Raw genomic sequence first — 24,900 nt, forward strand, 5'->3', positions numbered from 1 at the left:
ACGCGTGGGTCCTCACCCGGGAGGCCATGGTCCCGCTCGACTACGGCACCCCGGCAGGCGATCCCGGTTGGCGCCGGTCAGGGTGGCGGCGCGGCATCCGGACCGGCACCTCGTGGGACACGACCTCCGACGTCGCAGACGCCGGCCCGGGGACACGTCTCCGCTCCGACCGGCCCGCAGTGAAGTCACTAGCGAGGCTCGAACTGGCAGTCGACAGACGGAAAGCACGTCTACCGCAACAGCCCCGGCGCGGGACGCGCGACGGGGGCGACACACCGCGCACGCCGCGGGGGCACCATGCCCCACCCGGCCGCACCGAAGGCGGCGCGGAGCATCCCACGACGGGCACAACGGAGTTGTAACGGGTCACAACGGTAAGGGAGTTGTCGTTGTCTACCCAGCATGAGAATTTCCTTCCTACTGCACAACGCCTACGGGATCGGAGGCACGATCAGCACCACCTTCAACCTGGCCCAAGCGCTGGCCGACCGGCACGAGGTGGAGATCGTCTCCGTCCTGCGGCACCGGGAACAGCCGGCCCTCGTCCTGGACCCGCGAGTGTCGCTCCGGCCCCTGGTGGACCTCAGGGACGAGCAGAACCATCCGCTGCACGGGAGACCCGCGACAGTGTTCCCGCGCGCCGAGTACCGCTACGGGCAGTACAGCGAGCTGACCGACCGGCGGATCGGCGCGTGCCTCGACACGATCGACGCCGATGTCGTCGTCGGCACCCGGCCGGGACTCAATGTGCATCTGGCACTCCAGGCACCCGGGCACATCGCCCGCGTCGGTCAGGAGCACCTCACCCTGGACCACCACTCGCCGCGGCTGCGCACCGCGCTGCGCCGGGCCTACCGCCGGCTCGACGCACTCACCACCGTGACCCGGGCGGACGCCGCCGCCTACCGGCGCGGGATGAGGCTGCCCGGCGTAAAGGTGGAGACCCTCCCCAACAGTATCCCGGCTCCCCTGCTGCCGACCGCGGACGGCACCGCGAAGGTGATCGTCGCCGCCGGGCGGCTGGTCCGGCTCAAACGCTACGACCTGCTCCTCGAGTCCTTCGCCAGGGTCGCCGCCACGTATCCGGACTGGCAGTTGCGCATCTACGGCAGGGGCGAACAGGAGAAGCGGCTGCGCGAACTCATCACGGACCTCGGCCTGTGGAACAACGTCTTCCTGATGGGCGCGGCCGCCCCGATGGAGGCGGAGTGGGTCAAGGGCTCGATCGCCGCGGTGACCTCCGACTTCGAGGCGTTCGGCATGACCATCGTCGAGGCAATGCGCTGCGGTCTGCCGGTGGTGAGCACCGACTGCCCCTATGGTCCCGGTGAGATCATCGAGGACGGGGTCGACGGCCGACTGGTGCCGGTCGGCGACCATGAGGCGTTCGGGGCGGCCCTGTTGGAGCTGGTCGGCGACGACGAGCGCCGCCTCCGCAGCGGTCGTGCCGCTGCGGCGAACGCCCGGCGGTTCGCCCCGGGCTCGGTGGTCGGACAAGCCGAGCGGCTGTTCGCCGAGGCGGTCTCGGCGCGGCGGGCCGGGCGCCGGGTCGTAGTCGAACGTGCGCGCGTGCGCCACGTTCTGGCCGCCGAGTGCTCCGCCGCCCGCGATGCCGCGCTGTGCGCGGCCGGCGGTGCGCTGCGTTTCGTGCGGAGGGGGCGGCGATGAGCACCGGACCGGACCACGAAGCACACCGGCGCGTCGACTGCGTGATGGACGCAGACGGCCGGATCACCTTCGAGCTGCCGCCGCGAGTACCCGGCGGACGGCAGTTGCTGCTGCGGTTGCGCCCGAAGAAGGGACAGCCCGAGACGGTCCTGCACCGCCTCGAACTGCACACCGCCGACGACGGTCGGCAACGCGCCGTCCTCGGTCCGCGACCCGTTCTCGATGAGGGCCGGTGGGACCTGTACCTGCTCCGTGAGGAGGAACCCCGGCAGCAGCGTCTGCGCGCGGGCCTGCGCGATCTGCGCGTCCTCGTCGACGGACATCTCCGCGACCGGCCGTCCCCCCAGGCCGTCCGAATTCCCTATGTCACCAAGGACGGCTTCCTCGCGGTGCGCGCCTGGCTGCGCACCGCCCACGCGGAGGTCGGTGACATAGCCGTCTCGGCCGGCTCGGTGACGGTCCGCGCTCGCCTGCACGGTGCCGTCCTGGGGGCGGAAGCCGCCGTCCATCTGAGTCTGCGGGGCACCGGCACCGTCGTACGTGTCCCGAAGCCGCGGGCCACGGACGACGGCCGGGGTTTCTCCTTCGCCGTCGGCCTCACGGAGCTGGCCGCCCGGGCGGACACCGGGAAGGGTGTCTGGGACGCCTTCGTGGAGCCCTCGGCCCAAGAACCTCTCATCCGTCTCGCGCGACTGCTCGACGACGTGGCCGACCGCAAGGAGGTGTTCGTCTACCCACCGGTCACCGTCGGCACGGCCGTACTGCGCCCCTACTACACGGTCGACAACGACTTCTCGGTGAAGGTGACGGAGACAGAGACAACGTAGACGACGGCAACGGCGTAAGCGAGGACAGGGGCGGGGCGCGGGCGGACCGGTCGGCTCAGCCGGAGTCGGGGCGGGCGAGGCCGAGGCCGCAGGCGGGTGAGGTCGAGCGTGGCCTCACGGTCCAGCCGCCGCCGGGCGCGGGACCCGTGGTGACGGTTCCGCCACGCAGGGCGGCTCATTCGCGCACGCCCACCAGGTCGTGTCCTCCTACTCCGGCGGTGGTCCGGTCCGGCCGGGCGCGCCGGTGTCCAGGCCCCGGACGCTCAGCCGGGTGTCCCTGGCAGCGATCGACAGGGGGACACGGCTGCGGGCGCCGGCGTACTTCAGGATGTTGGTAAGGCAAATGAAGCCGGATCATGCCGGTCCAGTACTCCCCCGCCGTGACCAGCACGCTGAGTCCACCGTGCGCTACGAGTCGATGGACACCATCGGTTGTCCGGTCATGTCCGGTGTCCCCATCTGACCCTGACTCAGGGCCGGTAGACCATACCGGGCTGGGGCTTGGCCGGGGCGAGCAGCTGCGACACCGTGACGATCGTGTAGCCGCGCTGCTTGAGCGCCCTGAGGATCCCAGGGACCGCGGGCACGGTGCCCTTGTGCAGGTCGTGCAGCAGGATGATGCCGTCGCGGTGGGTCTGGTCCAACACCCGCTCGGTGATCAGGGCCGAGTCGGTCGTCTCGTAGTCCTTGGCCGTGACGCTCCACAGCACTTGTGCCAAACCCAACTCTCGGCAGATCTTGGCCACTTTGCGGTTGGTGCGGCCTTGCGGCGGGCGCATCAGAGCGGGCCTGGTGCCGGTGATCCTCTCGATGGCGCTCTGTGTGCGCGTCAGTTCCTGACGCGCCTCGTCCTGATCGATCTGCGTAAGGATCTTGTGACTCCAGGTGTGGTTGCCGATTTCATGCCCCTCGTCCGAGATACGACGCAGAATCTCGGGGTACTTCCCGATGTGGCCGGCGCCCTGTACGAAGAACGTCGCGTGCAGATGCTCCCGCTTCAGGATGTCCAGCAGCCCGGGGGTCGTCGGGCTGGGGCCACCGTCGAAGGTGAGGGCCACGCACTTCGCCTTACGGCAGTCGACGGGTCCGGCCACGGATCCGGATGCCTTGTCCCGGGCGGCACGCGGCGACGTGTGATCGTACGTCGTGACCGTCAGGGCAATGATCACCGCGACAGTCAGGACGACGGTCACTGCTGCCACGAGCACGATGAGTATGCGCGACCGTCGTATTCGCACGAATGGAGGCACGGGAGACCTTTCCCTGGATCGGATGATGCCCGACGTGCTGATTGACGGCCTTTCCAGTCCTTGGGTTCGTCCGCGCGAGTGTGTTCCTTTGGCTGTCGCGCGAAAAACGGGAAGCGGGCGGGCCGGGCCTGCTCCCCCTCGCGCTGCGACGTCCTCCATCCCGTACGGTGATGACGCCATGGCCGAGGAATCGGCCTGGCCGACGATGGAAGGCATCACGGGGGTGGCCGCAGCGCAAGTGGGTGGTGGAGAACGCCAATGGGCTCGGCCCGCCACCTGGCCCAGTGGCTCGTCGCCCGCGGCGAGAGCGTCGTCGATGTACCTGCCTCGGCGACCAGCCGCGTCCGTCAACTCGCCCGTGGCGGTGGCCGCAAGAACGACCGGATCGACGCTGCCGCCGCGGCCACGGCCCACATTCACGGAGACGAGCGTGAGGTGGACGCGGACGACCACACCACCGCCCTTCCGCTCGAAGTCCTGCTGCACAGGCTCAACCCTGTGTTGCGGGGCTGGTGTCTCTACTTCCAGCCGGGAGTTTCGAGCGCCACCTTCCGGTTCCTGCGTGCTTTCACTTGGCGCAGGGTCATCGGATGGTTGCGACGAAAGCGCCCCCGGGCGAACTGGAAGCAGTTGCGCCGCCGCTATTGCCAAAGCCAGTGGTGGCCGAAGAACGGCGAGACGGCGCTGTTTGGTCCGGGACGATTCGGAACGACTCGATACCGCTACCGGGGAGCAGCAATTCCCACTCCGTGGGCGAGCAGGGCCTGATCCGACGGTCACCCAACGGGGCTTGTGGAGCACCCGGTGCCCGGAGACGGGTATGCCGGGTGCGGGAGGCGGTCCGGGGAAACCCACCAGCAGCAATGCTGACAGGGCGCCCCGGGCCGACCTCACAGCCTCGTGCACGACCCTGCCACGCTGAAAGTTGCGTGGTGGAGCGTCGAGGCCAACCGCGGCGCTCGTACTGCAGGCTCGGACGGGCTGACGCCCGGCCGGATCGAAGCAGAGATCGGGGTGTCGCGGTTCCTGGACGACCTGCGCTCGGCAATCAAGTCGGGTCAGTTCCGCGGACGTTGACTTCCAGCAGCTGGTCGACGACCTCGCGGCAGGCGCCGCCGGTCTCGGACGCCTGGCTGCGGCACCAGACCGGCGTCCGCATCTGGTAGGCGATCTTCTCCGGCAGGTAGTCGCTCATGTCGGTGCGTTTGCCCTGGTCGAGGGCCGTGTGGGTCTTGACGAGCTGGCCGTCGTGGAAGACCTGGAGCATCGTGGCAGTGGAGCGGACGTCGACCTTGCGGCCGATCAGCTTCCACGGCACCGAGTAGAGGGTGCGGCCGACCTTTATGTGGATGTCCGGGCCGCCCGTGGCAGTCGACCAGCGCATCAGCACGAACGGCGTCGGCGGCAAGGGCAGCAGTTCTGCTGCCTCCAGTGCCTCGAACACGGTCATCGGAGGGGTCCCGCCCAGCGGCCGGCACTTCCGCCGGCCGGCAACCTGCTGACTCCAGGTCACGGCCTCGACCTGCATGTGCTCGATCGAGGTGAACTCCCGTCCCCGCCAGAACGAGTCGCGGACACAGGGCATCGGCCGCTCAACCCGTATTGCGTGGCGAGTTCGGCCTACGCCTTGTTGATCTCCGGGTCGTAGAGATCGGGCTCGTCGACGCCGGTCTTCAGGTCGTCCGGGACGAGCCGCCGCGGGACGCCACCGAAATAGGCAGTGCATCAGAAGCGCCAGGCCGGCCGATCGTCTCAGCCAAGAGCGATTGTCACCGTTCCGTCACAGCCCGCGATCGGCGAAACCCCTACCTTCGGTCCGGTATCTCCCTTGGCGTAAGCAGATCTTCGTAGAAGAGGATGTTCATGAACCACCGTTACGTCTCCGGTGCCGTCGTCTTCGCCTCCGCCGCCGCGCTTCTTGCCATCGCGGGCGGGCCTTCCAACGCCAGCCCGAACGCGGCGGCAAGCACCACGGCCGTATCCACCAAGGCCAGTTCGGCCAGGACCACGGGGGCTACGGCGTGGCGGCCGTGCTACCTGCCGGCGGGGTACGACCACTTCTTGAAGCTGGACTCCGCCAAGAACGTCCGGGGCAAGACCGTCGTGCGCGTCACTCCGGAAACGTGCAAGGTGAACACACACAACGACGAGAACGTCGTCTACACCCCGAGTGGACCGGCCCGGTCGTTGGGCTTCGCGTCAGGCGCCTCCGTCAAGGTCCTCCGCGACAGCACGACCGTGAAGGTCACCCCGAAGTGGCTGGTGAACCACAAGCTCACCAACACCCCGTACTTCTACTACCGCGTCAACCGCCACAGCCAGATCACCGCCGCGCAGGAGATCTTCCATCCGTAGAGGAGCAAGTCTGTATTTCAAGCGCCGCCGTTGTCTGCCCCGGCGTGAGGATCACCCGCACGAAGGTGCCCCTGCTGCACAGGAAAGTGCAGCAGGGGCACCTTCGTCTGCCCGATCGGCGAGCACCAGGGCGTACGGGAGTGGCCTGGTCATGGCCTGGGCATGGCGCTGCTGCCACAGAACAACCTGGGCAAGTGGCTGGAGCGGCACAAGCAGCCGGGCACCCGGACGCAGCTGTCCACCGAGCAGCAGGAGCGGCTTCCCCAGCTGGGTGTGCGGCCATTTGAGGCACCTCCTCCCATCCGGCGGCCACGCCTCCGACGGAGGGCCCGAGCAAGGCGCGCAACAGGCGTTCCAGCACGGCCTGTCCGCCCTCGCACAGTGGGTCGAGCGGGAAGGCGCGAACCGACAGGCTGAGCATCCCCGACCCCAGCGTCACCGTGGCGTACGCCCGCAGCCGCTCCCCCGCCCGGGTCCACCGCGCCCGTCGCCGCCTCCGCGAAACGGAGGCAGCATGGTGAAGTGGGCCAGCCGCTCCGGGCGTTGGTGGACCTCTCTGAGGGCTGTGGGGTACCCGGTTGAGGGGTCTGGCGGACCTTGCCGGCTGTGCCAGTTCCGGGGGAGTCGTTTCGACGCGGCTTCGGAAGCCGTTTCGCAGCGATCGGCGGGCCTCAATGTCGGCGGCTCTTGATGTCGCGTGGGCGCGGGTGGCGGGTTCCTTTGCCGGTGGATCTGCTGAGTCCCAGGAGTGGTGAGGTCAGCAGGAACAGGGCGGCGGCGAGTGCCGCGACGGCGGTCATGGCCCCCCGCAGTCCGGTGGCAGCGGCCCACGAACCGACGTAGACGGGGCCGAGGAGGAAGCCGAGGTAGGAAATGGTGGTGATGACGGATGTCGCGCGGCCCTGGTGGGACTCTTCGACGTTGCAGCCGCCCGGGACGATGCCGACGCAGTACAGCCGGTGCGCGAGGACGACCAGCAGGCGCACCACCCGCAGAAGCCCGGAACGCACCGCGGCCGGGAGACCGGCCACTGACTGCACCCCATACCGCGCACCCGATGCTGCGGTGCGCACCGACGACGCCCGGGCATCCACTTCACCGAGACTCCCGCGCCGCGGACCGCACCGGCGAGCATCGCCCACCGAGTGGATGCACAACGGCAGGCGAGTGTGCGGACCGTGCTGCACACCGGATGGACGATGCGCACCGGGTGCGGGGTGATCGCGCACTTCGTCGGCCAGGTCCTCGCCGACGCACCGAAGGACGTCGTCCAGAATCTGCAGGCATTGCGCGACGAGCAGCTTGAACGGACCCGTGCGGTGGTGGACACCGTGGTGGCTCTACACCGATAGCCGCACCACCGGGCGGGTGGGTGCGCACCTGGTGCGTTGGAGCGGCTCGCGAGTCCTGCCGTCAGGGCCGTGGTCGTCGAAGCCGAGATACGGCCACAGATCAACGGTTTCCGAAGCACCCCATCGTCCCGTGAACATGACAGCCAGGGCGGCAAGGTCGGCTTCCAGGTCCCGTTCGGCAGCCTCGACGATCACTGTGCTCCGGTCCTCCCAGAAGTCCCGGCTCTCCCGGATCACGGCCAGGTGAAACCCGGGTCCACTCCACCGACCGTCCGCTCCGGGCCTTCCCTCTTCTCCGGGGAAAGGCAGCGTGCTCAAACCGTCGATGATCGACAACTGCTCGAGCGCGGAGCACACGTACTGGTGCTGGGGCATTGCAGAAGCCTAGCTTCCCGGGTCCAACCCGCGTGACCAGGTTCCGGCTGATGCGGCACGGCTCAACGCCGCTCTCGTGACCGTCTCGGCGTTTCCGCCGACAACCGTGCACATCCGCCGACTTGAACCGTTCCGGGTTCGGCAGTGAGGATGTGCCCCGGCGTCGCGGCTGGCCGACTGCCGTGGCCGAAGCAGGCATTGGCACTCCTCGGCCACCGGAATCCCTTGAGCCCCTTCCGGCGCGGCGTTCACCCTGATCGCGGCTTCCGCTCACAGGCGGAGGCGTTATCCGTGCTCAGGGGAGGACGTCCATACCATGCGAAGACTCCACGCCGTCTGGGCTGTGGCGGGAGCGGCCGGGCTGCTCGCGGGCGCGATGTCGCCCGCGGCGGCCGGCCCCGGATTCCTGTTCACCGGCCCGGACGCCACGAGCGTCCCGGCCGGGGCAGCGGCAGCCGCACCCGCGACGCAGACCGTCACCCTCATCACCGGCGACACGGTGTCCCTGTCCACCGGCCCGGACGGCAAGCAGGCCGTCGAGGTCCGGCGCGGCGCGGGCCGTGAGTCCGCCACCTTTCTGTCGAGCGAACGCGGCGGCGAGGTCAGCGTGCTGCCGGCGGACGCGATCCCGCTGATCCAGGCGGGCCGCCTCGACCCGGCCCTGTTCAACGTCAGCCAGTTGGTGAAGCAGGGCTACACCGACGCCAGGACCGGCACCACCCCCGTGATCGCCACCTATGAGAAGGGCAGCAAGACCCCCGACGGCACGCGCCGCACGCTCGCGCTCCCCGGGATCGACGGGGCCGCGCTGAGCGCCCGGAAGTCGACCGCATTCTGGGCGGACGTCGCCCCCGCACTCGGCACCGAGCCCACCACTGCGTCCGCGCGACGGCTCGGCGACGGTATCGGCAAGATCTGGCTCGACGCGCAGGTCAAGGCGTCGCTCGACGTGAGCGTTCCGCAGATCGGCGCGCCAGAGGTGTGGCAGTCGGGTTATGACGGCACGGGCGTCAAGGTGGCGGTCCTGGACACGGGGGTGGACGCCGGGCATCCGGATCTCGCCGGGAGGATCGCCGAGTCCAGGAGCTTCGTGCCGGACGAGTCCGTGCAGGACGGTCACGGTCACGGCACCCACGTGGCGTCCACGATCGTCGGCTCGGGCGCGGCGTCGGACGGCAGACGCAAGGGCGTGGCGCCGGGTGCCGAGCTGCTGGTCGGCAAGGTGCTGGACAACGCCGGCGAGGGCCAGACGTCGTGGATCATTGCTGGCATGGAGTGGGCCGCGGCCTCCGGCGCGAAGATCGTGTCGATGTCGCTGGGCGGCACCGCTTCGGGCTCCTCCGACGTGCTGAGCGAGACTTTGGACGAGCTGTCCGCGTCCACCGGTGCCCTCTTCGTGGTCGCGGCGGGCAACACGGGCCCATCCGGGCAGACCATCGGCACCCCGGGCATCGCGGACTCGGCGCTCACGGTGGGCGCCGTCGACAGGTCCGACCAGCTGGCCTCGTTCTCCAGCCGCGGACCGCGCCTGGACGACTCGGCGGTCAAGCCGGAGATCACCGCACCGGGTGTCGGCATCACGGCGGCCCGCGCCGCGGGGACCACCATGGGCACGCCCGTCGACGGCTACTACACCGCAGCGAGCGGTACGTCGATGGCGACCCCGCATGTCTCGGGTGTGGCGGCGCTGGTCGCCCAGGCTCATCCGGACTGGACGGGCGAGCAGATCAAGGAGGCCCTGGCGACCACCGCGAAGACCGCTCCCGGCAGCTCCGCGTTCGAGCAGGGCGACGGCCGGGTCGACGCCGTCCGGGCGGTGCGGCAGGGTGTCTTCGCGACGCCGACGCTGAGCTTCGGCCAATATACGGACGGCGCCTCCGAAGCCGGCAGCAAGGACATCACCTACACCAACACCACTGACGAACCTGTGGAGTTGCAGCTGTCGTCCGATGTTGCCGAGGCCGTACCCAGTGCGGACGCGGTGACCGTGCCCGCCAAGGGCAGCGCCACGGTCGCGGTCACCGTCGACCCGGCCGGGCTGGCGAAGGGACGGTACACGGGCCACATCACGGCGAGCGCCGGCGGAGTCCGGGTCACCACGGGCGTCGGCTTCGAGAAACTGGCGAAGACCTACGACCTGAAGGTGACGGTGAAGGGCCGTGACGGCAACCCGTCCGCCGGGGCCTCGCTCTTCATGCTGCAGGAGCTGAACGGCGCATTCCCGGACACGTACGGTTTCATCGGCAAGGACGAGACCTTCCAGGTACCGGCCGGAACATACTCGACGGCGGCCTGGATCCCGGACCTGGACTCGGCCAGGTTGGCCGTCGGCACCTCGGTCGTCGGTGACCCGGAGATCGAGGTCACCGGGAACACCGAGGTCGTCCTCGACGCCCGCAAGGCGGTCGAGATCAAGCCGAGGACCAAGGAGGACTCCGAGTTCCAGGGCTTCAGCACCAGCTGGCACCGGGAAGGCCCGGGAAGCTCCTTGGGGCTGACGTACAGCCAGGGCTACTGGACCGACCACATCTATGTGGCTCCGACCGAGCACGTCACCAAGGGCACATTCGAGTTCTCCTCCAGGTTCCGGCTGTACGCGAAGGAGCTGAAGGCAGCCGTGGTCAGCCCCGGGAAGTACGCGCTGCCCCTGTCCTACGCGCAGACCTTCACCGGCCTCCCGGTGAAGATCAACGGCAGCCGGACGGTGCGGGCGGTGGACGCCGGCACCGGCACCGCGGCCGACTTCGAGGGACTCGACGTCAAGGGCAAGGTGGCGGTCGTCCGGGTGGCCGCCGGGCAGACGGCGGACGAGGCGCTGGCCAACGCGGCGGCGGCCGGGGCCGGTTACGTCATCGCCTACCACGAGGCACCCGGGTTCTGGATCGCCTCTGTGAAGAGCGCAGCCATTCCCCTGATGATCGCCGCCGGCGAGGACGGCGCGAAGCTGGGGGCCCTGCTGAAGAGCGGGCGGAAGGTCACGCTGAAGCTGGACGGCACCGCGGTCAGCCCGTACGTGTACAACGTGCAGTTCCCGCAGGCCGGTGCTGTCTCAAACGATCAGACCTACGAGCTGAACAGCTCCAACACTGCCCGGCAGAAGGTCCGTTACCACGCGGCTGCCGCCGGTGCGGTCGGCATGGACAGCGTGTACCGGTACCGCCCCGGTCAGTTGATCGACATCTCGACCACCGACACCCTGCGGCTCGGCACGGAGCGCACCGAGTACTACAACGTCTCCGACAGCCGGATCTGGCACGCGGTCTATCCGGACTACCGGGCGAACAGCCCGCAGTGGGGTTCGCTGCAGGTCTTCGACACGGCGGGCAGACGGCCCGCCGAGGACTGGCTGCGGCAGGTCCTCCGCCCGGCAACCAGGGCAAACGGTGTCTCCGAGCGCACCGGTGACCGGCTCACCCTGAAGATCGCGGAGTTGAGCGACGCCACGCCGGGCCACTACGCATCCGTGGACGGCGTCCAGGACACAGCGAAGGGCACGCTGTACGCGGACGGCCAACTGGTCGGCGACACCACCCGCGGTGGACTGGGCACCTTCGACGTCCCGGCGGCGAAGACGTCCTACCGCCTCGTGCTCGACGCGCAACGTACGGCCGACTGGGCCGTGTACTCCACCCGCAGCCACACCGAATGGTCCTTCATCTCGGCGCACACGGACCAGCGGGCGGCGCTGCCGCTGCTCTCGGTCGACTACGACCTGCCGGGGCTCGACCTCCTCAACCGCACCGACGGCGACCGGACGTCGAGTCTCGGGCTCTCCCTCCGGAACCAGGCGGGCAAGGTCACGGCCATCGGTCTGAAGGCCTGGGTCTCCTACGACGGCGGCACCTCCTGGAAGGAGGCGAAGGTGCGGCATGGCAAGGCGGAGCTCAGGCACCCCGAGGGCGCCCGGTTCGTGTCGCTGCGGGTAAAGGCCGCCGACCCCGATGGCAACACGATCGACCAGACGGTCATACAGGCGTTCGGCCTGAAGTAACGGGGTGCGGCAGTCTTAACAAAGGTCCTCTACCGTGCCGGGCCATGGGGAACAAGGCGTACGACACGGTAGGACCGAGCACGGCGACAGCCGGACCGGCTGCGGGACGAACCCCTGCCGCGAGCCCCTGGGCCGCGGTGGGGGTCTCCGTCTTCGAGGAGCTGGTCTACCAGGCGATCCTCCATCAGCCCGACGCGGGAGCGGCCGGCTGGGCACTGCTCACCGGCGCCGGCTCCCCGGCCCAGGTGCGCGAGGCCTGCAACCGGTTACTCGCGCTCGGGCTGCTCCAGCCGCCGGACTCCATGGGCGGGATGCGTGCCGTCGACCCGCGGGTGGCGGTCCGGGCCCTGATCCGGCGGCGTGAGACGGAGTCCGAGCTGCTCGCCGCGACCGCCGAGGAGCTGACGACCGTATACGAGGCGGGGCTGCTGCGTGAGGATCCGGCCCGGCTGGTGGAGGTGGTCTCCGGTGAGGGGGCCATCGCGGCTCGGCTCCAGGAGCTGTACGCCCGGGCCGAGCACGAGGTGTGTCTCTTCGACACTCCCCCATATCTCGCGCCGGTCGCTCCGCAGCAGGACCTCCAGGCCGAATTGCTGCGCCGTGGGATCGTCTCCCGGGGGATCTACGCGGTAACCGCCCTGGAGGACCCGAAGGTCCTGGCCCAGGCTCTACGGATGGCCGAACTCGGCGAACGTGCACGGGCGTTGCCGTCAGTTCCGGTCAAGTTGCTGATCGTGGACGGGTGTCGGGTGCTGATGCCGCTGACCGCGTCGGCGGCGGGCGGCTACTGCTGTGTCGTGGTGCGGCACTCGGCGGTGACCGAGGCCCTGCAGAAGCTGTTCGACATGTCCTGGCAGCAGGCGACACCGCTCGGCCGCCTCGACGACGACTGTGAACTCTCCGAGGAGGAGCGGTCGTTGACGCGGCTCCTGGCGGCGGGGATGAAGGACGAGGCGGTGGCCCGGCATATGGGAGTGAGCCTGCGGACGCTGCGGCGACGGGTGAGCGAGCTGCAGGAACGGCTGGGGGCGGCGAGCCGGTTCCAGCTGGGGGTGCGGGCGGCGCAGCGCGGCTGGCTGTGAGGTCGTCCCATGGTGCAGGGCCGCACCCCGTCACCGCAGACTCGGCCGGCAGCGCTGCGTGCTCCTCCGGGTGTTTGAGGTTCTCGGTGTTGTGTCGTACCACCCGCCCCAGGCGTGGCCCCGCGCCTCGGAAGCACTGCCTGACTGTGGCCGGATTAGCCGGCTGACGGATGTTCGGTCTCGGCGATACTCGGGGCTGGGCGAACCGTCCCGAATTCCCATGTCCGGAGGCCGCTGATGCCGCAGATCAGTCTTCACACCGCCGTGCTCGACGCCTGGCTGTCAGGTGCCGAGAGCGCGTACGGACAGGTCAACCCCGCGGGGCCGCTCTACGTCGGTGGCACCGCCGCCGAAGCCGCGCTCACCGACCCGAGCGACTCCCTCTACGGTTTCTGTTCCAGCCCGAGCGGGTCGCACGGCAGTTGGTGCTGCTGATCGCCTGAGTCACTCGTGCGGCCTTCGTCGGAGGGCTCGTTCGTGCAACGCCTTCTCCGTGTCGCGTACATCGGCCGTTGTCCGCGGCTGGGCGTCGAGGCGGACGCCCGCCCGCGCGGAGTGAGGCGGAACAACGGGAGCGGGGCGACGGCGCCGTAGCGAAACCCGCACCGTCCCCAGGGACGGGCAGGGTTGTCCCGGGCCGGCCGCGCAGTCCCCCGCTCCTCTTCCTGGCGCATCGGCAGGCGAGCGCACACGCGCGGTGGAACAGGGATGGTGGATGGTGGACGGATCGGCTCCGGTGAAGTCGGCGGACAGGGACGAGACGGAATGGTTCGCGCACCCAGTGCGTACCCTGGGCCGCCCCTGGCGGGAAGAACTCGCCCGCCGGCTGGCGGAGGTGGACGGCCTCAGTGTCCAGGAACGGGACGTGGTGCTGGAGGCCGGTCACTCCGCCCTGCTCAGGTCCCTGCACGCGAAGCTGTCCCGTCTGTTTCTGATCGAACTGCACGCGCTGCGTATCGCGAGGGACGGTGCGCGGGCCGGTCACGGGGAGGACGACGGCTCCGACACGGCAACATGGGCCGCGTTCATCGAAGAGGCCGCCGAGGAGGGCTATCTCGACCGGTTGGCCGGCCGCTACCCCGTCGCCGGTCGGCGGATCGCGTCGGTCGCACGGCGTTCGGTGGCCGCGACAGCCGGTTTCGCCGGGCGGTTCGCCGCAGACCGGAAGCTCCTGCTGCCGCTGTGCGGAGCATCCGCGGGACGGCTGCGGGCCGTCACATTCGGGGCGGGTGACACCCACCGGGGCGGACTGACCGTCAGCCGGGTCGACTTCGGCGACGCGAGCATCATGTACAAGCCACGCTCGTCCCGCATCGACGTGGCGCTGGGTGCCCTGCTGAAGGAGCTGTTCGCGGACTTCGCCGATGCCCCGGCGCCGCACGAGCGCATCCGGGTGCCGAGGACGCTGGCCCGCGAGGGCTACGGCTGGGCCGAGTTCGTCCGTCACCGGTACTGCGCCGACGACGCCGAACTCGCCGCCTTCTATCGCAACGTCGGACACTGGCTGGCCGTCCTGCGTCTGACGGGCGGCACCGACATGCACGCCGAGAACATGATCGCGGCCGGCCCGGTGCCGGTCGTCGTCGACGCCGAGACCCTCTTCGACTCCCCCGCGCCATTCCCGCCCAGCGGACGCGGCGACGCGGTGGACGTGGCCGCGGCAGCGATCCGCCGCACGGTGTTGCGCACCGGACTGCTGCCGGTACGCGGCACCGGTTTCGCACTCGGCGGGGTCGACATCTCCGGAGTCGGCGCGCTGCCCGGCCAGCAGCCGCTGATCCCCCACCCCGTGATCGCGCAGGGCGGCACCGGTGCCGCCCGCTTCGAGGTCGACCTGGTGGCCATGCCCACCGCGGGCAACCACCCCAGCCCCGCCCCGGTGCTGAGCGCGTACTGGGACCGGATCCTTGCCGGGTTCCGCGAGATGACCGCGCACTTGCGGCGCCCCGGCATGGACTGTCACCGGCTGCTGCTCCGTTTCGAAGGCGCCGAGGCCCGGCGGATCCTGCGGCCCACGCAGGCCTACGTCGACATCGGCCGGATGCTGTGGCATCCGGCGTCGCTGCACGACGAGCCCGCGGCCGTCGAACGGGCACGTGACATCCTGCGTCGCAACGCCGAGGTGCTCCCCGGCGCGCCCACCGACCGCGAGGCCATCGACGGCGAGATTTCGGACCTCCTCGCCGGGGACGTACCGATGTACACCTTCACCGTGGACACCACCGCGATCGATGCCACAGTCCGGGACTGGCTCACGGCCGACCTGCCGCTGGAGGAATCGGTGATCCAGGACGCCTTGGTCGGCGCCTACCTCAACGAGCGTTCGCTGCCCGGGCGGGTGCAGGCCACCGCCCGCCACCCGCATGCCCGGGACCGGGAACGGCGCCGTCGTGACCTGGCCGCGCAGACGGTACGGCGACTGTGTGACGGGGCGGTGCGCGGCGCGGACGGCACGGTCACCTGGATCAGTCCCGTCTTCACGCCCGCGGGATGGTCCATCAGGGTGCTGCCCGCCGATCTCTACACGGGGCAGGGCGGCGTCGCGCTGGCGCTCGCGGAGTATCTGACCGAGGTGCGGGCCGGACGGGCCGACGAGGTGCCCGGCGTCGCCGACACCTTCAACGGGGCACTACGGGTCCTGATCGGCACCGAGGACCAGACACCCACGCCGCCCTCAGCGGGAGCCTTCAGCGGCGCTGCCTCCCAGGTGTGGACCTGGCTGGCGCTGCACCACGTGCTCGGCGAGGACTGGCTGCTGCGGAGAGCCGGCCTACGGGCTCTCCCCCTGGCGCAGGGCCCGCTCGTCGCCAACGACGTCGAGGTCGACCTCCTCAACGGCGCCGCCGGGGCCGTCGTCCCGCTGCTCGGTCTCGCCACCGCGACCGGACAGGGCCGCTGGCTGGCCGCCGCCGCCCGCATCGGCCACCGCCTGAGCCGACTGGCCGTCCTCGACGGCACCGGCGCCCGCTGGAGCACCAGGCTCAACCCCGAGGGCATCGGCGGCTTCGCCCACGGAGCCACCGGTATCGGCTGGGCTCTGGCCCGTCTCTCCCTCAGCGGCGCGGGCACCGCCCCTGAACGAGACGGCTGGGGGCACCTCGCCGAACAGGCCTTCGCCTACCAGGAATCCCTCTGGGAACCCCACCAGGGCAACTGGCTCGACGCCCGCATCGGCGCCGAGGAGGACTTCTTCACCAGTTGGTGCCACGGCAGCGCGGGAATCGGCATCGCCATGCTCGACCTCCACCGGCGCACGGGCGATCCGGCCCGCCTCGACATGGCACAACGCGCCGCCCAAGCCTGCACCGCCGAAGGCTTCGGCTGGAGCCACACCCTCTGCCACGGCGACCTCGGTCTCTGGGAACTCCTCACCGCTCTCGACCCCGCCCGCGCCACCGATCTCGACGCGGAGATCCTCACCAGCCTGGAACAACGCGGCCCCATCGGCGGCCTGGCCCGCGAAGCCTTCTCCCCCAGTCTCATGGCCGGCCTCGCCGGAGTCGTCCACACCCTCCTGCGCATGAACCCAGCCGCATCTCTCCCCGACCCCCTCCTCCTCGACCACGCCCCCGGCCCAGATCACCGAGCCCGATGACAGACTCAGCCACCCCCGATCCCGTCGCCATGATGAGGATCTCTGAGCTTGACTCTGGTCCGAAACACCGAGTGCATGGTCAGGCCGTCGCGGTGATGGATTCGAAACGTACGGTCAGGCCGGGACGGTTGGCTTCCTTGGTCATCCGGCCATGGCAGACAGCTGGAAGGAGTTCGCCGCGCATGTCACCGAGACGCGTGCCTCCGACAGCGTCAATGTGGTCACGGACGTGGCCACCACCTCAGCCGCCGCCAAGGCCCTGCCCGCCATCCACGCCCGCCCGGCGCGTCGCGGGCTGCTGCCCGCCGAGCACCCCGCCGACGGCGGCCACACCTCCCCCGCTCATTTCGAACGAGCTGAGCGCGAACACCACGTCACCTTCAGCGGGCCGCTGCCGGGCAACCCAACCCGCTGGCACCGCCGAAACGAAGGCTTCGACCGGGACGACTTCCGCATCGAATCCGATCGCCGACAGCTCACCTGCCCCCGGTGCCAGGTCGGCCAGGGCTGGCACGGCCCCTACTGGACGTCCTCGCCCACCGCGGCACCCCTGATCGTCGTCGCCTCGTCACTCACCCGGCCAGGAAATCTGGCAGGCGTCCGAACGCTGTGGCATTTGCTGATCGTCATGGGCGGAGGATCCTTGCGGTCAGCCCGAGGAACACCTCCCAAGGCGATGGTGCCCGCAGCCATACCTCGTTGGCGCGCGCGATCCCGATGGACATGGCCGATCTTTGCCGGTTAGCCTCAACGCGGAGTTCCGGTCTGTGAGATCGGTACGCGGCTGTGTTGATCCCGGCAGGTCCGGCGGATCCGGCAGATGACCCGGCGGACCCGGCCCCCTTGCGCCGGGCCGTAACGATGTTGACGGGAGCATGCAGCATGGAGCTGATGGACGCGGTGAGGGCGCGGCGGTCGGTCCGCCGGTTTGAGGCGCGAGAGATTCCAGACGAGATCCTGGCGGACATCCTGGACGCGGGACGGCAGGCACCATCCTCCGGCGGGATCGAGTGCTGTGTGTTCGGCGTAATCAAGGACGGTCCGACCAAGGCGGCGCTGGCCAAGGCGGCGGGCGGTCAGGAATGGGTGGCCGGCGCACCGGTGGTGATCGCGCATTGCGCGTGGCTGGGCGCCGATCTCGCGACGGCCGGCGAGGACGACTTCCGCGTAGCGGTCAACAAAGACCGGTTCGGCACCGACCTGGTCTCATATCTCAACGCCTACCACGACCGCGACGCCATGCGCGTGCTCCTGGAGAACTCCTCACCACTCATTCCCGGAGAGCATGTAGTCCTCGCCGCGGCCAGCCACGGCTTGGGCTCATGCTGGGTCGGCCACCTCGACACACGTGCCGCGAGCCGGATCCTCGGCCTGCCCGACGGGCTGGTGTGCCTGTTCCTGACGCCGATCGGCTACCCGGCCGAGGAGCCCGGCCCGAAGTCGGTGCGCCCTGCTGAGGACTGCGTCTTCTACGACCACTGGGAGTGAGGCCGCGGCCTGGTCAGTGGGCCGGCCACGCGCCTTTGGACACACTCGTCCGCTTTCGCAGGCGATGGGGCTGCGGTGTCCGAGGCGGGAGTGGCGTCGGACGGTGTTGTAGCGGTGGAGTCGGCGTAAGGGATCCAGGCGGACCTCGCGCTCGTTGTTCCAGGCCCTGCGGCCCTGGAGGGTCTCGCGTTTTGCAGGTCGCGTTGAACGACTCCGCCGGGGCGTTGTCCGCCGAACTGCCGATGGCGCTCATGGGCTGAGCCACGTCGGCCCAGCGGCAGGCGTCGGCGAAGGCCGGGCTGCAGTACTGGGCCCCGTGATCGGTGTGCATCACGGCGCTGGCGAGACTGCCGCGGGTCCGCCCGGCAGCTTTCAGGGCGTCGACAACGAGGTCGGCGCGCAGGTGGCCGGCGATCGCCCACCCGGCCAGGCGCCGTGAGCAGAGATCGATCACGGTCGCGAGACAGCGGAATTCCACGTCGGCCGGCGGCAGGTACAAGATGTCGCCGACGTACTTGGTGCCCACCGCGCTCGCTCGCCGGTGGTGCTGGTGGGCTTGGGCTCCGCGGGGGCAAGATCGATGGCCGCGTCAGCAAAGTAGGCGGCGGGGGTCCATGGCGGCGGGTGCTCACCTTTCAGCGGCCGCCGATGAGGTTGGCGATGCGTGCATGTCGTGCTCGCCCCCACGGTCAACCTCCACCGCTCCCCGCTGGGCGGGCGGTCCCTCATTGAGGCCGCCGTAGAGAGCCCCGTGCCCGCGGCGGTGTTCCGGGGCGAGCGCCAGGTCGACGGGCGTCCGCACCGACCCGTCCGTGCACAACAGGGCATCGCACAACTCGAACAACGCGTCGCTTCGCGTGGTCAGACACACGTACAACTCCGTCCGGAAGCGTGACCGTTCCGCGAACACATCCCGCAGGACACCCTGACGCTCCACGCTCGCAACCACGGCCTTTGTACCGGTTCTTCTGACTCTGTGGCGAAGCACAGGATCATACGAAGGCCGCCCTCACGTCCGCTGAACTGCGAAAACCCCGACCAAGTTCGAGCCGCGTTCGACGCCGGACCTCAATTGACAAGGTTATGACTACGGCTACGCGACGAGCGTTCTCGAAGGACCTCTTACCTACCGTGCAGGCCTCACGCGGCTGGTGGCGGTGTTCTGCACGGTCCTCCCTGCCATCGCCGTTCCCGTCGACTTCGTCGGAGGCGTCCGCAGCCGCTCCAACTCCGAGACGCGTTGGCACGCAGCCCAAGCCCGTACGTACACCGCCCGAGGACCCGCTCGCCCGCGAAGAGATCGACCTGCGCGAACGGCTCCAGGCCCAGCCCCACCCGAACGCCACAGGCACCCCCGTGGATGACGTTGAGACCGTGCGCGCAGGAGTAGGCGAAATGTGTGACAAACTCCTCGTGCCAGGAATCCCCCGGAAAGGCCCCGACACTGAACGCCCCAGTCGCAGAAGCACTGTCCGTCGTCCTGCTCCTGGCGGTGCTGGCCTGCGCGGTGATCCGGCCGTGGGGCTGGCCGGAGGCGGTCGTGGCCCTCCCCGCCGCCGGGGTGGTCATCGCCACCGGCGCGATCTCGCTCGACCATGCGGCGTCCGAGGCCGCCCGGCTGGGCCCGGTGATCGGCTTCCTCGCGGCCGTCCTGGTCCTGGCCCAGCTGTGCGACGACGAGGGCCTGTTCCATGCCTGCGGCGCCTGGATGGCCCGCCGGGCGGCCGGCCGCCCCCGCCGACTGCTGGTCCTTGTCTTCGTGACGGCCTCGCTGATCACCGCTGTGCTCAGCCTGGACGCCACGGTGGTGCTGCTGACCCCGGTGGTCTTCGCCACCGCCGCCCGGCTGGGCGCTCGCGCAAAGCCACACGTCTACGCCTGCACCCACCTGTCGAACACCGCCTCGCTCCTGCTGCCGGTCTCCAACCTCACCAACCTGCTGGCCTTCGCCGCCAGCGGCCTGGCCTTCACCCGCTTCGCCGCATTGATGGCGCTGCCCTGGCTGGTCGCCATCGGGGCCGAGTACGTGGTGATTCGCCGCTTCTTCGCCACCGACCTGGACGCGGGCGCCGAGGCCCCGCCCGCCGCCGAGCCCCGCGAACTGCCGCTGTTCGCCCTGCTCACGGTGGCCGGTACTCTGGCAGGCTTCGTGCTGACCTCGGCGCTCGGCATCAACCCCGCTTGGGCCGCGGCCGCGGGCGCGGCCACCCTGGCGGCACGTGCCCTGGCCCAGCGCCGCACAACCCCTACGGCAATCGCGCGGGCCGCAGCCCTGCCGTTCTGCGCCTTCGTCCTGGCGCTGGGCATCGTGGTCCGCGCGGTCGTCGACAACGGCCTCGCGGGCGCGCTCGGCCACGTGGTTCCTGCCGACACCGGCCTGGCGGCCCTCCTCGCCATCGCGGCACTGGCAGCCGTCCTGGCGAACGTCATCAACAACCTGCCCGCCGTCCTGGTGCTGCTGCCGCTGACCGCACCCACCGGCCCCGGCGCCGTCCTGGCCGTGCTCCTCGGCGTGAACATCGGCCCCAACCTCACCTACGCCGGTTCCCTGGCCACCCTGCTGTGGCGGCGCATCGTGCGCGAACACGACACCGACGTGGAGCTGGGCGAGTTCACCCGGCTCGGTCTGTTCGCAGTGCCCACCGCGCTGCTCCTCTCGGTGGTGGCACTGTGGGTGTCACTCCAAGTGATCGGAGGCTGAACACGATGACCGTCATCGTCTGGGTCGTGGAGGGCACCTGGCCCGCCTGCGTCGACGCTGCGCGCACCCACACGCCCAAGGGCGCCGACGTGGTACTGCTGCACGTCACCGGCCCCGAGGTGCCGGGTGCCGCGCACGGCGCCTACGCCGGGCTGCTGGGCCGCGCACGTCCCGACCGCGACCCCGGCACGCGGGTGGAGCACCTGGCCGCCGCAGCGGGCGAACGGCTCCTGGCCAGTGCGGCCGAGCGTCTGGGACGCCCATGCGCCCGGCGAGAACGTTCGGGCCGCGTCGAACGGGAAGTCGTGGCCGCCGCCGAAGGTGCCGACCTGCTCATCCTCGCCCGCGACGGCGACCGTACCCACCTCGGACCCCACAGCCTCGGCCCCGCCAGCCGATTCATCGTCGACCACGCCCCCTGCCCCGTTCTGCTGGTCTGGCCGGAGACCGCACCCAGCACGGCCACCATCCCCCCACCGCCACCCCACCCGCCGCACCACCGCTAGATGATCTATTCCAAGGCGGGCTCGGGCGAGCTGATCGCGGAGCGGCTCCAGCCCAACGACGAGGACACCGCCGGGGCCATCCGGCTCTGTGACAGAGCCGTCTAGTCCCTCCCTGCGAGAAGCTGCACGCTTGCAGTGTCAACGATGACATATCACGCACGCCATCGAGCCCGCTCGGGGGCTGATTGGCAGGAGAACCGCAAGAGGTGATCCGTCATTTCTGCATCGCGACGTCGTCGTAACCCTGGACCGCCGCAGGGGCCCGGACACTACTCGCCCGACGGGCAGCAGTGGTTCGACGAGGCAGGAAAGCGGTGGCTCCCCGTCCGTGACGAGCAGGACACGCTGGTCATCGAGCTCGAAGACGTCAATGCCGCGTCGTGGTGGGCAAGCATCATCGCTACTTTGGCCTCGCCGTCCGGCCAGGCCTACAGCAGGTTCGTCGGCCACGCCACCGGTACCCATCCCCGTTGGACCAAATACACGGTTCCGGGACCCGTATTCCCCCGTGTCCGCGGTATCCCCGACACCATGACACCGCAGGAATCGTGGGCGCCGGGGATGAACGAGGCCCTGCAGCAGCTGCGCCGCCGCCTACAGGCCGAGGGATGGCACGAGGTGGACCACGGCGGCAAGCCATGGGCTTACATATACGCGCGCCCACGCCTTCTGTGGCCACCCGACTGACCACATCGACCGCCGTGCCGCAGCCGTCCGTGGCCGACTGGCCCGGCCACGGACGGGGGGATCCAGGCGGGGCAGCTCTCGACGATCGGCCCTACCGCCGCGGATGGTGCCCCGCTGTGTGCAACAGCTTGCTCTCCCGCCGTTTCATCCTGTGATGCAGATTTGATCCGGTGATGTCGGATCGCGCCAGGAGATGGTGGCTTTGCCGGAGAGGGGGCGGGCCATCAGGTCGGTCATGTATGTCTGCTCACTCACGTCCAGGCGGCCGATCAGGTCACGTCCGTATTGGACCAGCTCGTCCTGGCGGGTCTGGCGACGGGCAAAGCGGTCCTGGTAGGTGGCTGCGGCTCGGCCTCGGACAGGTAGACGATGCCCACCCCGTTCCGTCGGGGGTGGCGCAGGCCCTGGTGGACCAGGACCCCGTACGGGGCGGAGGGGCTCCGGGGCACCGCGATCATCAGGAAGCCGTGACCGGGCTTGGCGGGATCCTCGATCTGCAGGACGTCGAAGTGGGCAACGGGTTGACCAGGTCAGCGACATTGCTGCGGATGCGCAGCACCTCGCTGTCGCTTAGCGCGACCCCGTCAACTCCGGCCGCGCGGGCCTGGTCGTCCTCGGACACCCGAGCAGCAGGACCCCGCCGTCGGTGTTGGCCAGGGCGATGAGGGCCGTTCGCCGTGTTGCGCTCGCTAGGCCGATCCGGCCGCGAGTACGGCCTTCCGTCGGCTGAGCCGGCGCTGCCGGTGGGAGTGCGCCACTGTGTTCTCCTGGAAATCGGCTCTCCGCGGCCCTCGTGCGAGAGCGTACGGGTGAGAGCGGCGGCCGCGGTGAGCCGCCCGAATCTCATCCCAGCAGGTGACAGGCGGCAATGACTCTGATCAAGGTTGGCTTGAGGAACTGTTAAGGCTCCTTACAGGTAACAGGCGTGCCGGTGTCTCAGGAGTGGCCGGACCACCCGCCACCACCTGGCTGCTCGCCATCGCGTTCACCGGGATGATGTTCCTTATCCCGCTCTCCTTCCGACTGCTTCCCCATGCCGCCCCCCTGACAGCGGCCAGACCGGCGCCGCACGTGCTGCGGCCGTCCGTCGGCAGGGGCGCTGTCGGCGGCGTGGGCCGCAGCAACCGGGTCGGGGTCTGACTGCGCGAGAACGTCCCACGGGAACATGGTGACGGGGTCGCTAGGTGCAGCACAGGCCGGGACGGCGTACGCGGCCGTCAGCGAAGGGCAGCGCGTGGTGGCGCGGGGCGTGGGCCTGCACGACCTCGAAGAGCGGCTGGACAAGCAGCTGGCGGAGGTGCGCGCCAGGCGCGACGAACTCGCGGTCGCCGAGCGGGTCCTGCGCCGGATGGACAAGCAGTCGGCCGCGAGCGGGCGGCCGGCGCCGCATCGGCGACGGCCCAAGTCGCTGGCCGTGGGGTGCTGCTGGTCCCCAGCCGAGGCCCTGGTGCGGAGGAGGACGCCCTGCCGTCGGAGTACCCGTTCCACAACCGACTCGATGCCGTCCACGCCGGTGAGACCCGGGAGCCACGAAGTGTCATCGGCCGACGGAGCATCGTACTTTCGCTCTGTCTCACGCTTCGACTGAGTCATACCCTTCCGGGTACACGCCGCAGTGCAACTCACACACGTCTGAGGCCACATCTCAGCGGACAGCTGCGCATGGTGCCCGATGGGGCAGCCTGGCACCCACGGCATCGGCGTTGGGCGTCTTCCCCGCGGATCTTTCGAATACGGCCAGCCGTCGTCGTGGTCATCCGCTACTGCGCCCGCCGTGCCTTCGACACCGGCGGTGGCTGGCTGTGCTTCCCGTGGTCCGGCAGGCGACAGTCCTCCGGACCACGCAAACGTGGCCGTCCGCATCAGCGATGGAACGAGCCCTGCTCCAGGGGCATCCAGTGGACGGGCGTCGTCGCGGAGAGCCATGTTACCAGCTGACGACGCGCATGATCGTCGCGTCCTTGCCGTCCCTCCGCAGACGGCAGCGCCCCTTCTGTGCGAGTCCTGTGAAACGCGGCAACCTTCTGCCCGTCAGCGACCACTGAAGAGCGACACCGGCCTGATCTTCCAGAACGGATGAGTTATGAGAGAGCAGCAGGGCCCGCAGCACCGCCGACGCAGGCTTCGGCTGGCCGTATGCGCGCCGCTGGCGCTCTTCGCCGCGGGCGTTCTCACCTACGGCACGATTTTCGGGACGTTCGGCGACGACGCCAGGGCTGACACGACAGCAGCGCCGGCCCCGGTTCCCGCCGATGCGATGGCGGGCGTGGCCGCGATGCAGCCGGGCTGGAACCTGGGCGGTGGGGCGAGAGCCGGGCTGCCCGGCGCGGCCGAGGCGGTGGAGTGAGCGGAGGCCGTCACCGACGCGGTGACCGACAGCGCGGCTGCTGCGAGGAGGCGGAGCTGTCGTCCGCCAGGTCGTCTGGGCAACAGAGGCTCCTTTGGCTGAAGGGTCGCAATGGGCTGGTCACCTGTCACCTCTGTGGCGTTGCACAGAGGCATGATGTCGTTCGAAATTTCGGTTCTAATTCGGAAACCCTGGGTGTCACGGACATCAGACAGGTGCCCGAACATGGCAACACCACCCACCGAACCTGCCCCGACCGCGCGGTTCACGAAGATCAACAAGGTGGCACGTCTGCGCCGTCCCGGGCTGAGCTGCGACACTCACCGCTTCCCAAGACTCCGAATGTTTCGAAACATGAACCGAATAATGCGATAGGGGTTGACGGCATCCTCAGGCTCCCTATCATCCTTGGTGCTCGCTAGTCGAACTATGTTCGGCAAGGCGAACGCAGTGGAGCCGCTCCGTATGAACGAAGCAAGGCACCTCCGGGCAACGCCTCACCGCAACGGCCGTGCCGTACAAGGAGAACGCCACCCATGGATCTGTCATGCACCGATCACCTCTCTTCTCGTCGCCGGGCGCCGGCGGCCGCAGCGGAGTGCACAAACCCGGTGATCTGGCAGGACTTCACGGGCATGGACGTCTCCACGTCGGCGACACCTACTACGCCTCGGCT

20 protein-coding genes and 1 pseudogene are annotated in these 24,900 nt (G+C 69.7%); 15 read left to right on the top strand and 6 right to left on the bottom strand.

Translation table 11 applies throughout. The annotated features are described in order from the left end of the window. Nucleotides 1–402 precede the first annotated feature (402 nt). Nucleotides 403–1,668: a glycosyltransferase family 4 protein gene (locus ACSYGN_RS00775; RefSeq protein WP_460390753.1), complete on the top strand. Its 1,266-nt coding sequence runs from the start codon at nucleotides 403–405 to the stop codon at nucleotides 1,666–1,668. Further along, nucleotides 1,665–2,495 (top strand): transferase, encoded by an 831-nt coding sequence (locus tag ACSYGN_RS00780; protein ID WP_460390756.1) that lies wholly within the window; start codon nucleotides 1,665–1,667, stop codon nucleotides 2,493–2,495. Before ACSYGN_RS00775 ends, ACSYGN_RS00780 begins: the two co-directional genes overlap by 4 nt. 470 nt (nucleotides 2,496–2,965) lie before the next feature. On the opposite strand, the gene ACSYGN_RS00785 is transcribed toward ACSYGN_RS00780, so the two are convergent. Continuing rightward, on the bottom strand, nucleotides 2,966–3,697 hold the full coding sequence (locus ACSYGN_RS00785) for a polysaccharide deacetylase family protein (protein ID WP_460390758.1): 732 nt from the start codon (nucleotides 3,695–3,697) through the stop codon (nucleotides 2,966–2,968). 306 nt (nucleotides 3,698–4,003) lie between these two features. Between ACSYGN_RS00785 and ACSYGN_RS00790 the strand changes: the two genes are divergently transcribed. Then, nucleotides 4,004–4,513: a group II intron maturase-specific domain-containing protein gene (locus ACSYGN_RS00790; RefSeq protein ID WP_460390760.1), complete on the top strand. Its 510-nt coding sequence runs from the start codon at nucleotides 4,004–4,006 to the stop codon at nucleotides 4,511–4,513. Nucleotides 4,514–4,793: 280 nt separating this feature from the next. Here the strand turns inward: ACSYGN_RS00790 and ACSYGN_RS00795 are convergent, their stop codons facing one another. After that, nucleotides 4,794–5,195 carry a Mu transposase domain-containing protein gene (locus ACSYGN_RS00795; RefSeq protein WP_460390762.1) on the bottom strand — a complete coding sequence of 134 codons (402 nt, stop codon included), beginning with the start codon at nucleotides 5,193–5,195 and terminating at the stop codon, nucleotides 4,794–4,796. Between the two features lie 413 nt (nucleotides 5,196–5,608). Here ACSYGN_RS00795 and ACSYGN_RS00800 point away from each other — a divergent pair, with 413 nt between their 5' ends. After that, nucleotides 5,609–6,100: a hypothetical protein gene (locus ACSYGN_RS00800; protein WP_460390764.1), complete on the top strand. Its 492-nt coding sequence runs from the start codon at nucleotides 5,609–5,611 to the stop codon at nucleotides 6,098–6,100. A 671-nt stretch (nucleotides 6,101–6,771) separates the two neighbouring features. On the opposite strand, the gene ACSYGN_RS00805 is transcribed toward ACSYGN_RS00800, so the two are convergent. Next, the gene (locus ACSYGN_RS00805) at nucleotides 6,772–7,131 is read right to left on the bottom strand and encodes a hypothetical protein (protein WP_460390766.1); all 360 of its coding nucleotides are present in this window, start codon (nucleotides 7,129–7,131) and stop codon (nucleotides 6,772–6,774) included. 147 nt (nucleotides 7,132–7,278) lie between these two features. Here ACSYGN_RS00805 and ACSYGN_RS00810 point away from each other — a divergent pair, with 147 nt between their 5' ends. After that, nucleotides 7,279–7,452 carry a hypothetical protein gene (locus tag ACSYGN_RS00810; RefSeq protein ID WP_460390768.1) on the top strand — a complete coding sequence of 58 codons (174 nt, stop codon included), beginning with the start codon at nucleotides 7,279–7,281 and terminating at the stop codon, nucleotides 7,450–7,452. On the opposite strand, the gene ACSYGN_RS00815 is transcribed toward ACSYGN_RS00810, so the two are convergent. Next, on the bottom strand, nucleotides 7,441–7,827 hold the full coding sequence (locus tag ACSYGN_RS00815; RefSeq protein ID WP_460390770.1) for a hypothetical protein: 387 nt from the start codon (nucleotides 7,825–7,827) through the stop codon (nucleotides 7,441–7,443). The two genes, ACSYGN_RS00810 and ACSYGN_RS00815, sit on opposite strands and share 12 nt — an antisense overlap. 316 nt (nucleotides 7,828–8,143) lie before the next feature. Between ACSYGN_RS00815 and ACSYGN_RS00820 the strand changes: the two genes are divergently transcribed. The 6 genes from ACSYGN_RS00820 to ACSYGN_RS00845 all read left to right on the top strand — a co-directional run bounded on the left by ACSYGN_RS00820 (nucleotide 8,144) and on the right by ACSYGN_RS00845 (nucleotide 17,983). Continuing rightward, complete coding sequence (locus ACSYGN_RS00820; protein WP_460390772.1) at nucleotides 8,144–11,818, top strand: S8 family serine peptidase; 3,675 nt, start codon at nucleotides 8,144–8,146, stop codon at nucleotides 11,816–11,818. A gap of 44 nt (nucleotides 11,819–11,862) precedes the next feature. Beyond that, nucleotides 11,863–12,900 carry a helix-turn-helix transcriptional regulator gene (locus tag ACSYGN_RS00825; RefSeq protein ID WP_460390774.1) on the top strand — a complete coding sequence of 346 codons (1,038 nt, stop codon included), beginning with the start codon at nucleotides 11,863–11,865 and terminating at the stop codon, nucleotides 12,898–12,900. A 237-nt stretch (nucleotides 12,901–13,137) separates the two neighbouring features. Continuing rightward, entirely contained in the window at nucleotides 13,138–13,335 is a 198-nt protein-coding gene (locus ACSYGN_RS00830) for a DUF6229 family protein (protein WP_460390776.1), read from the top strand. Nucleotides 13,336–13,615: 280 nt separating this feature from the next. Beyond that, the gene (locus ACSYGN_RS00835) at nucleotides 13,616–16,495 is read left to right on the top strand and encodes a type 2 lanthipeptide synthetase LanM family protein (RefSeq protein ID WP_460390778.1); all 2,880 of its coding nucleotides are present in this window, start codon (nucleotides 13,616–13,618) and stop codon (nucleotides 16,493–16,495) included. Between the two features lie 151 nt (nucleotides 16,496–16,646). Further along, entirely contained in the window at nucleotides 16,647–17,240 is a 594-nt protein-coding gene (locus ACSYGN_RS00840) for a hypothetical protein (RefSeq protein ID WP_460390780.1), read from the top strand. Between the two features lie 137 nt (nucleotides 17,241–17,377). Beyond that, entirely contained in the window at nucleotides 17,378–17,983 is a 606-nt protein-coding gene (locus ACSYGN_RS00845) for a nitroreductase family protein (protein ID WP_460390782.1), read from the top strand. A 13-nt stretch (nucleotides 17,984–17,996) separates the two neighbouring features. Here ACSYGN_RS00845 and ACSYGN_RS00850 read toward each other — a convergent pair whose 3' ends face one another. Further along, a complete protein-coding gene (locus ACSYGN_RS00850) occupies nucleotides 17,997–18,509 on the bottom strand; it encodes a transposase (protein WP_460390784.1) in 513 nt (170 codons plus the stop codon). 195 nt (nucleotides 18,510–18,704) lie between these two features. Then, nucleotides 18,705–18,932 (bottom strand): annotated as a pseudogene (locus ACSYGN_RS00855) (transposase); the annotation flags it as partial. Between the two features lie 495 nt (nucleotides 18,933–19,427). Here ACSYGN_RS00855 and ACSYGN_RS00860 point away from each other — a divergent pair. The 4 genes from ACSYGN_RS00860 to ACSYGN_RS00875 all read left to right on the top strand — a co-directional run bounded on the left by ACSYGN_RS00860 (nucleotide 19,428) and on the right by ACSYGN_RS00875 (nucleotide 24,224). Further along, a complete protein-coding gene (locus tag ACSYGN_RS00860; RefSeq protein WP_460403135.1) occupies nucleotides 19,428–20,684 on the top strand; it encodes an SLC13 family permease in 1,257 nt (418 codons plus the stop codon). A gap of 5 nt (nucleotides 20,685–20,689) precedes the next feature. Next, the gene (locus tag ACSYGN_RS00865) at nucleotides 20,690–21,190 is read left to right on the top strand and encodes a universal stress protein (RefSeq protein WP_460390786.1); all 501 of its coding nucleotides are present in this window, start codon (nucleotides 20,690–20,692) and stop codon (nucleotides 21,188–21,190) included. 1,629 nt (nucleotides 21,191–22,819) lie between these two features. Beyond that, nucleotides 22,820–23,017: a hypothetical protein gene (locus tag ACSYGN_RS00870; RefSeq protein WP_460390788.1), complete on the top strand. Its 198-nt coding sequence runs from the start codon at nucleotides 22,820–22,822 to the stop codon at nucleotides 23,015–23,017. Between the two features lie 943 nt (nucleotides 23,018–23,960). Next, a complete protein-coding gene (locus tag ACSYGN_RS00875; RefSeq protein WP_460390790.1) occupies nucleotides 23,961–24,224 on the top strand; it encodes a hypothetical protein in 264 nt (87 codons plus the stop codon). Nucleotides 24,225–24,900: the final 676 nt, after the last annotated feature.

The organism is Streptomyces sp. YIM S03343 (assembly GCF_054729195.1).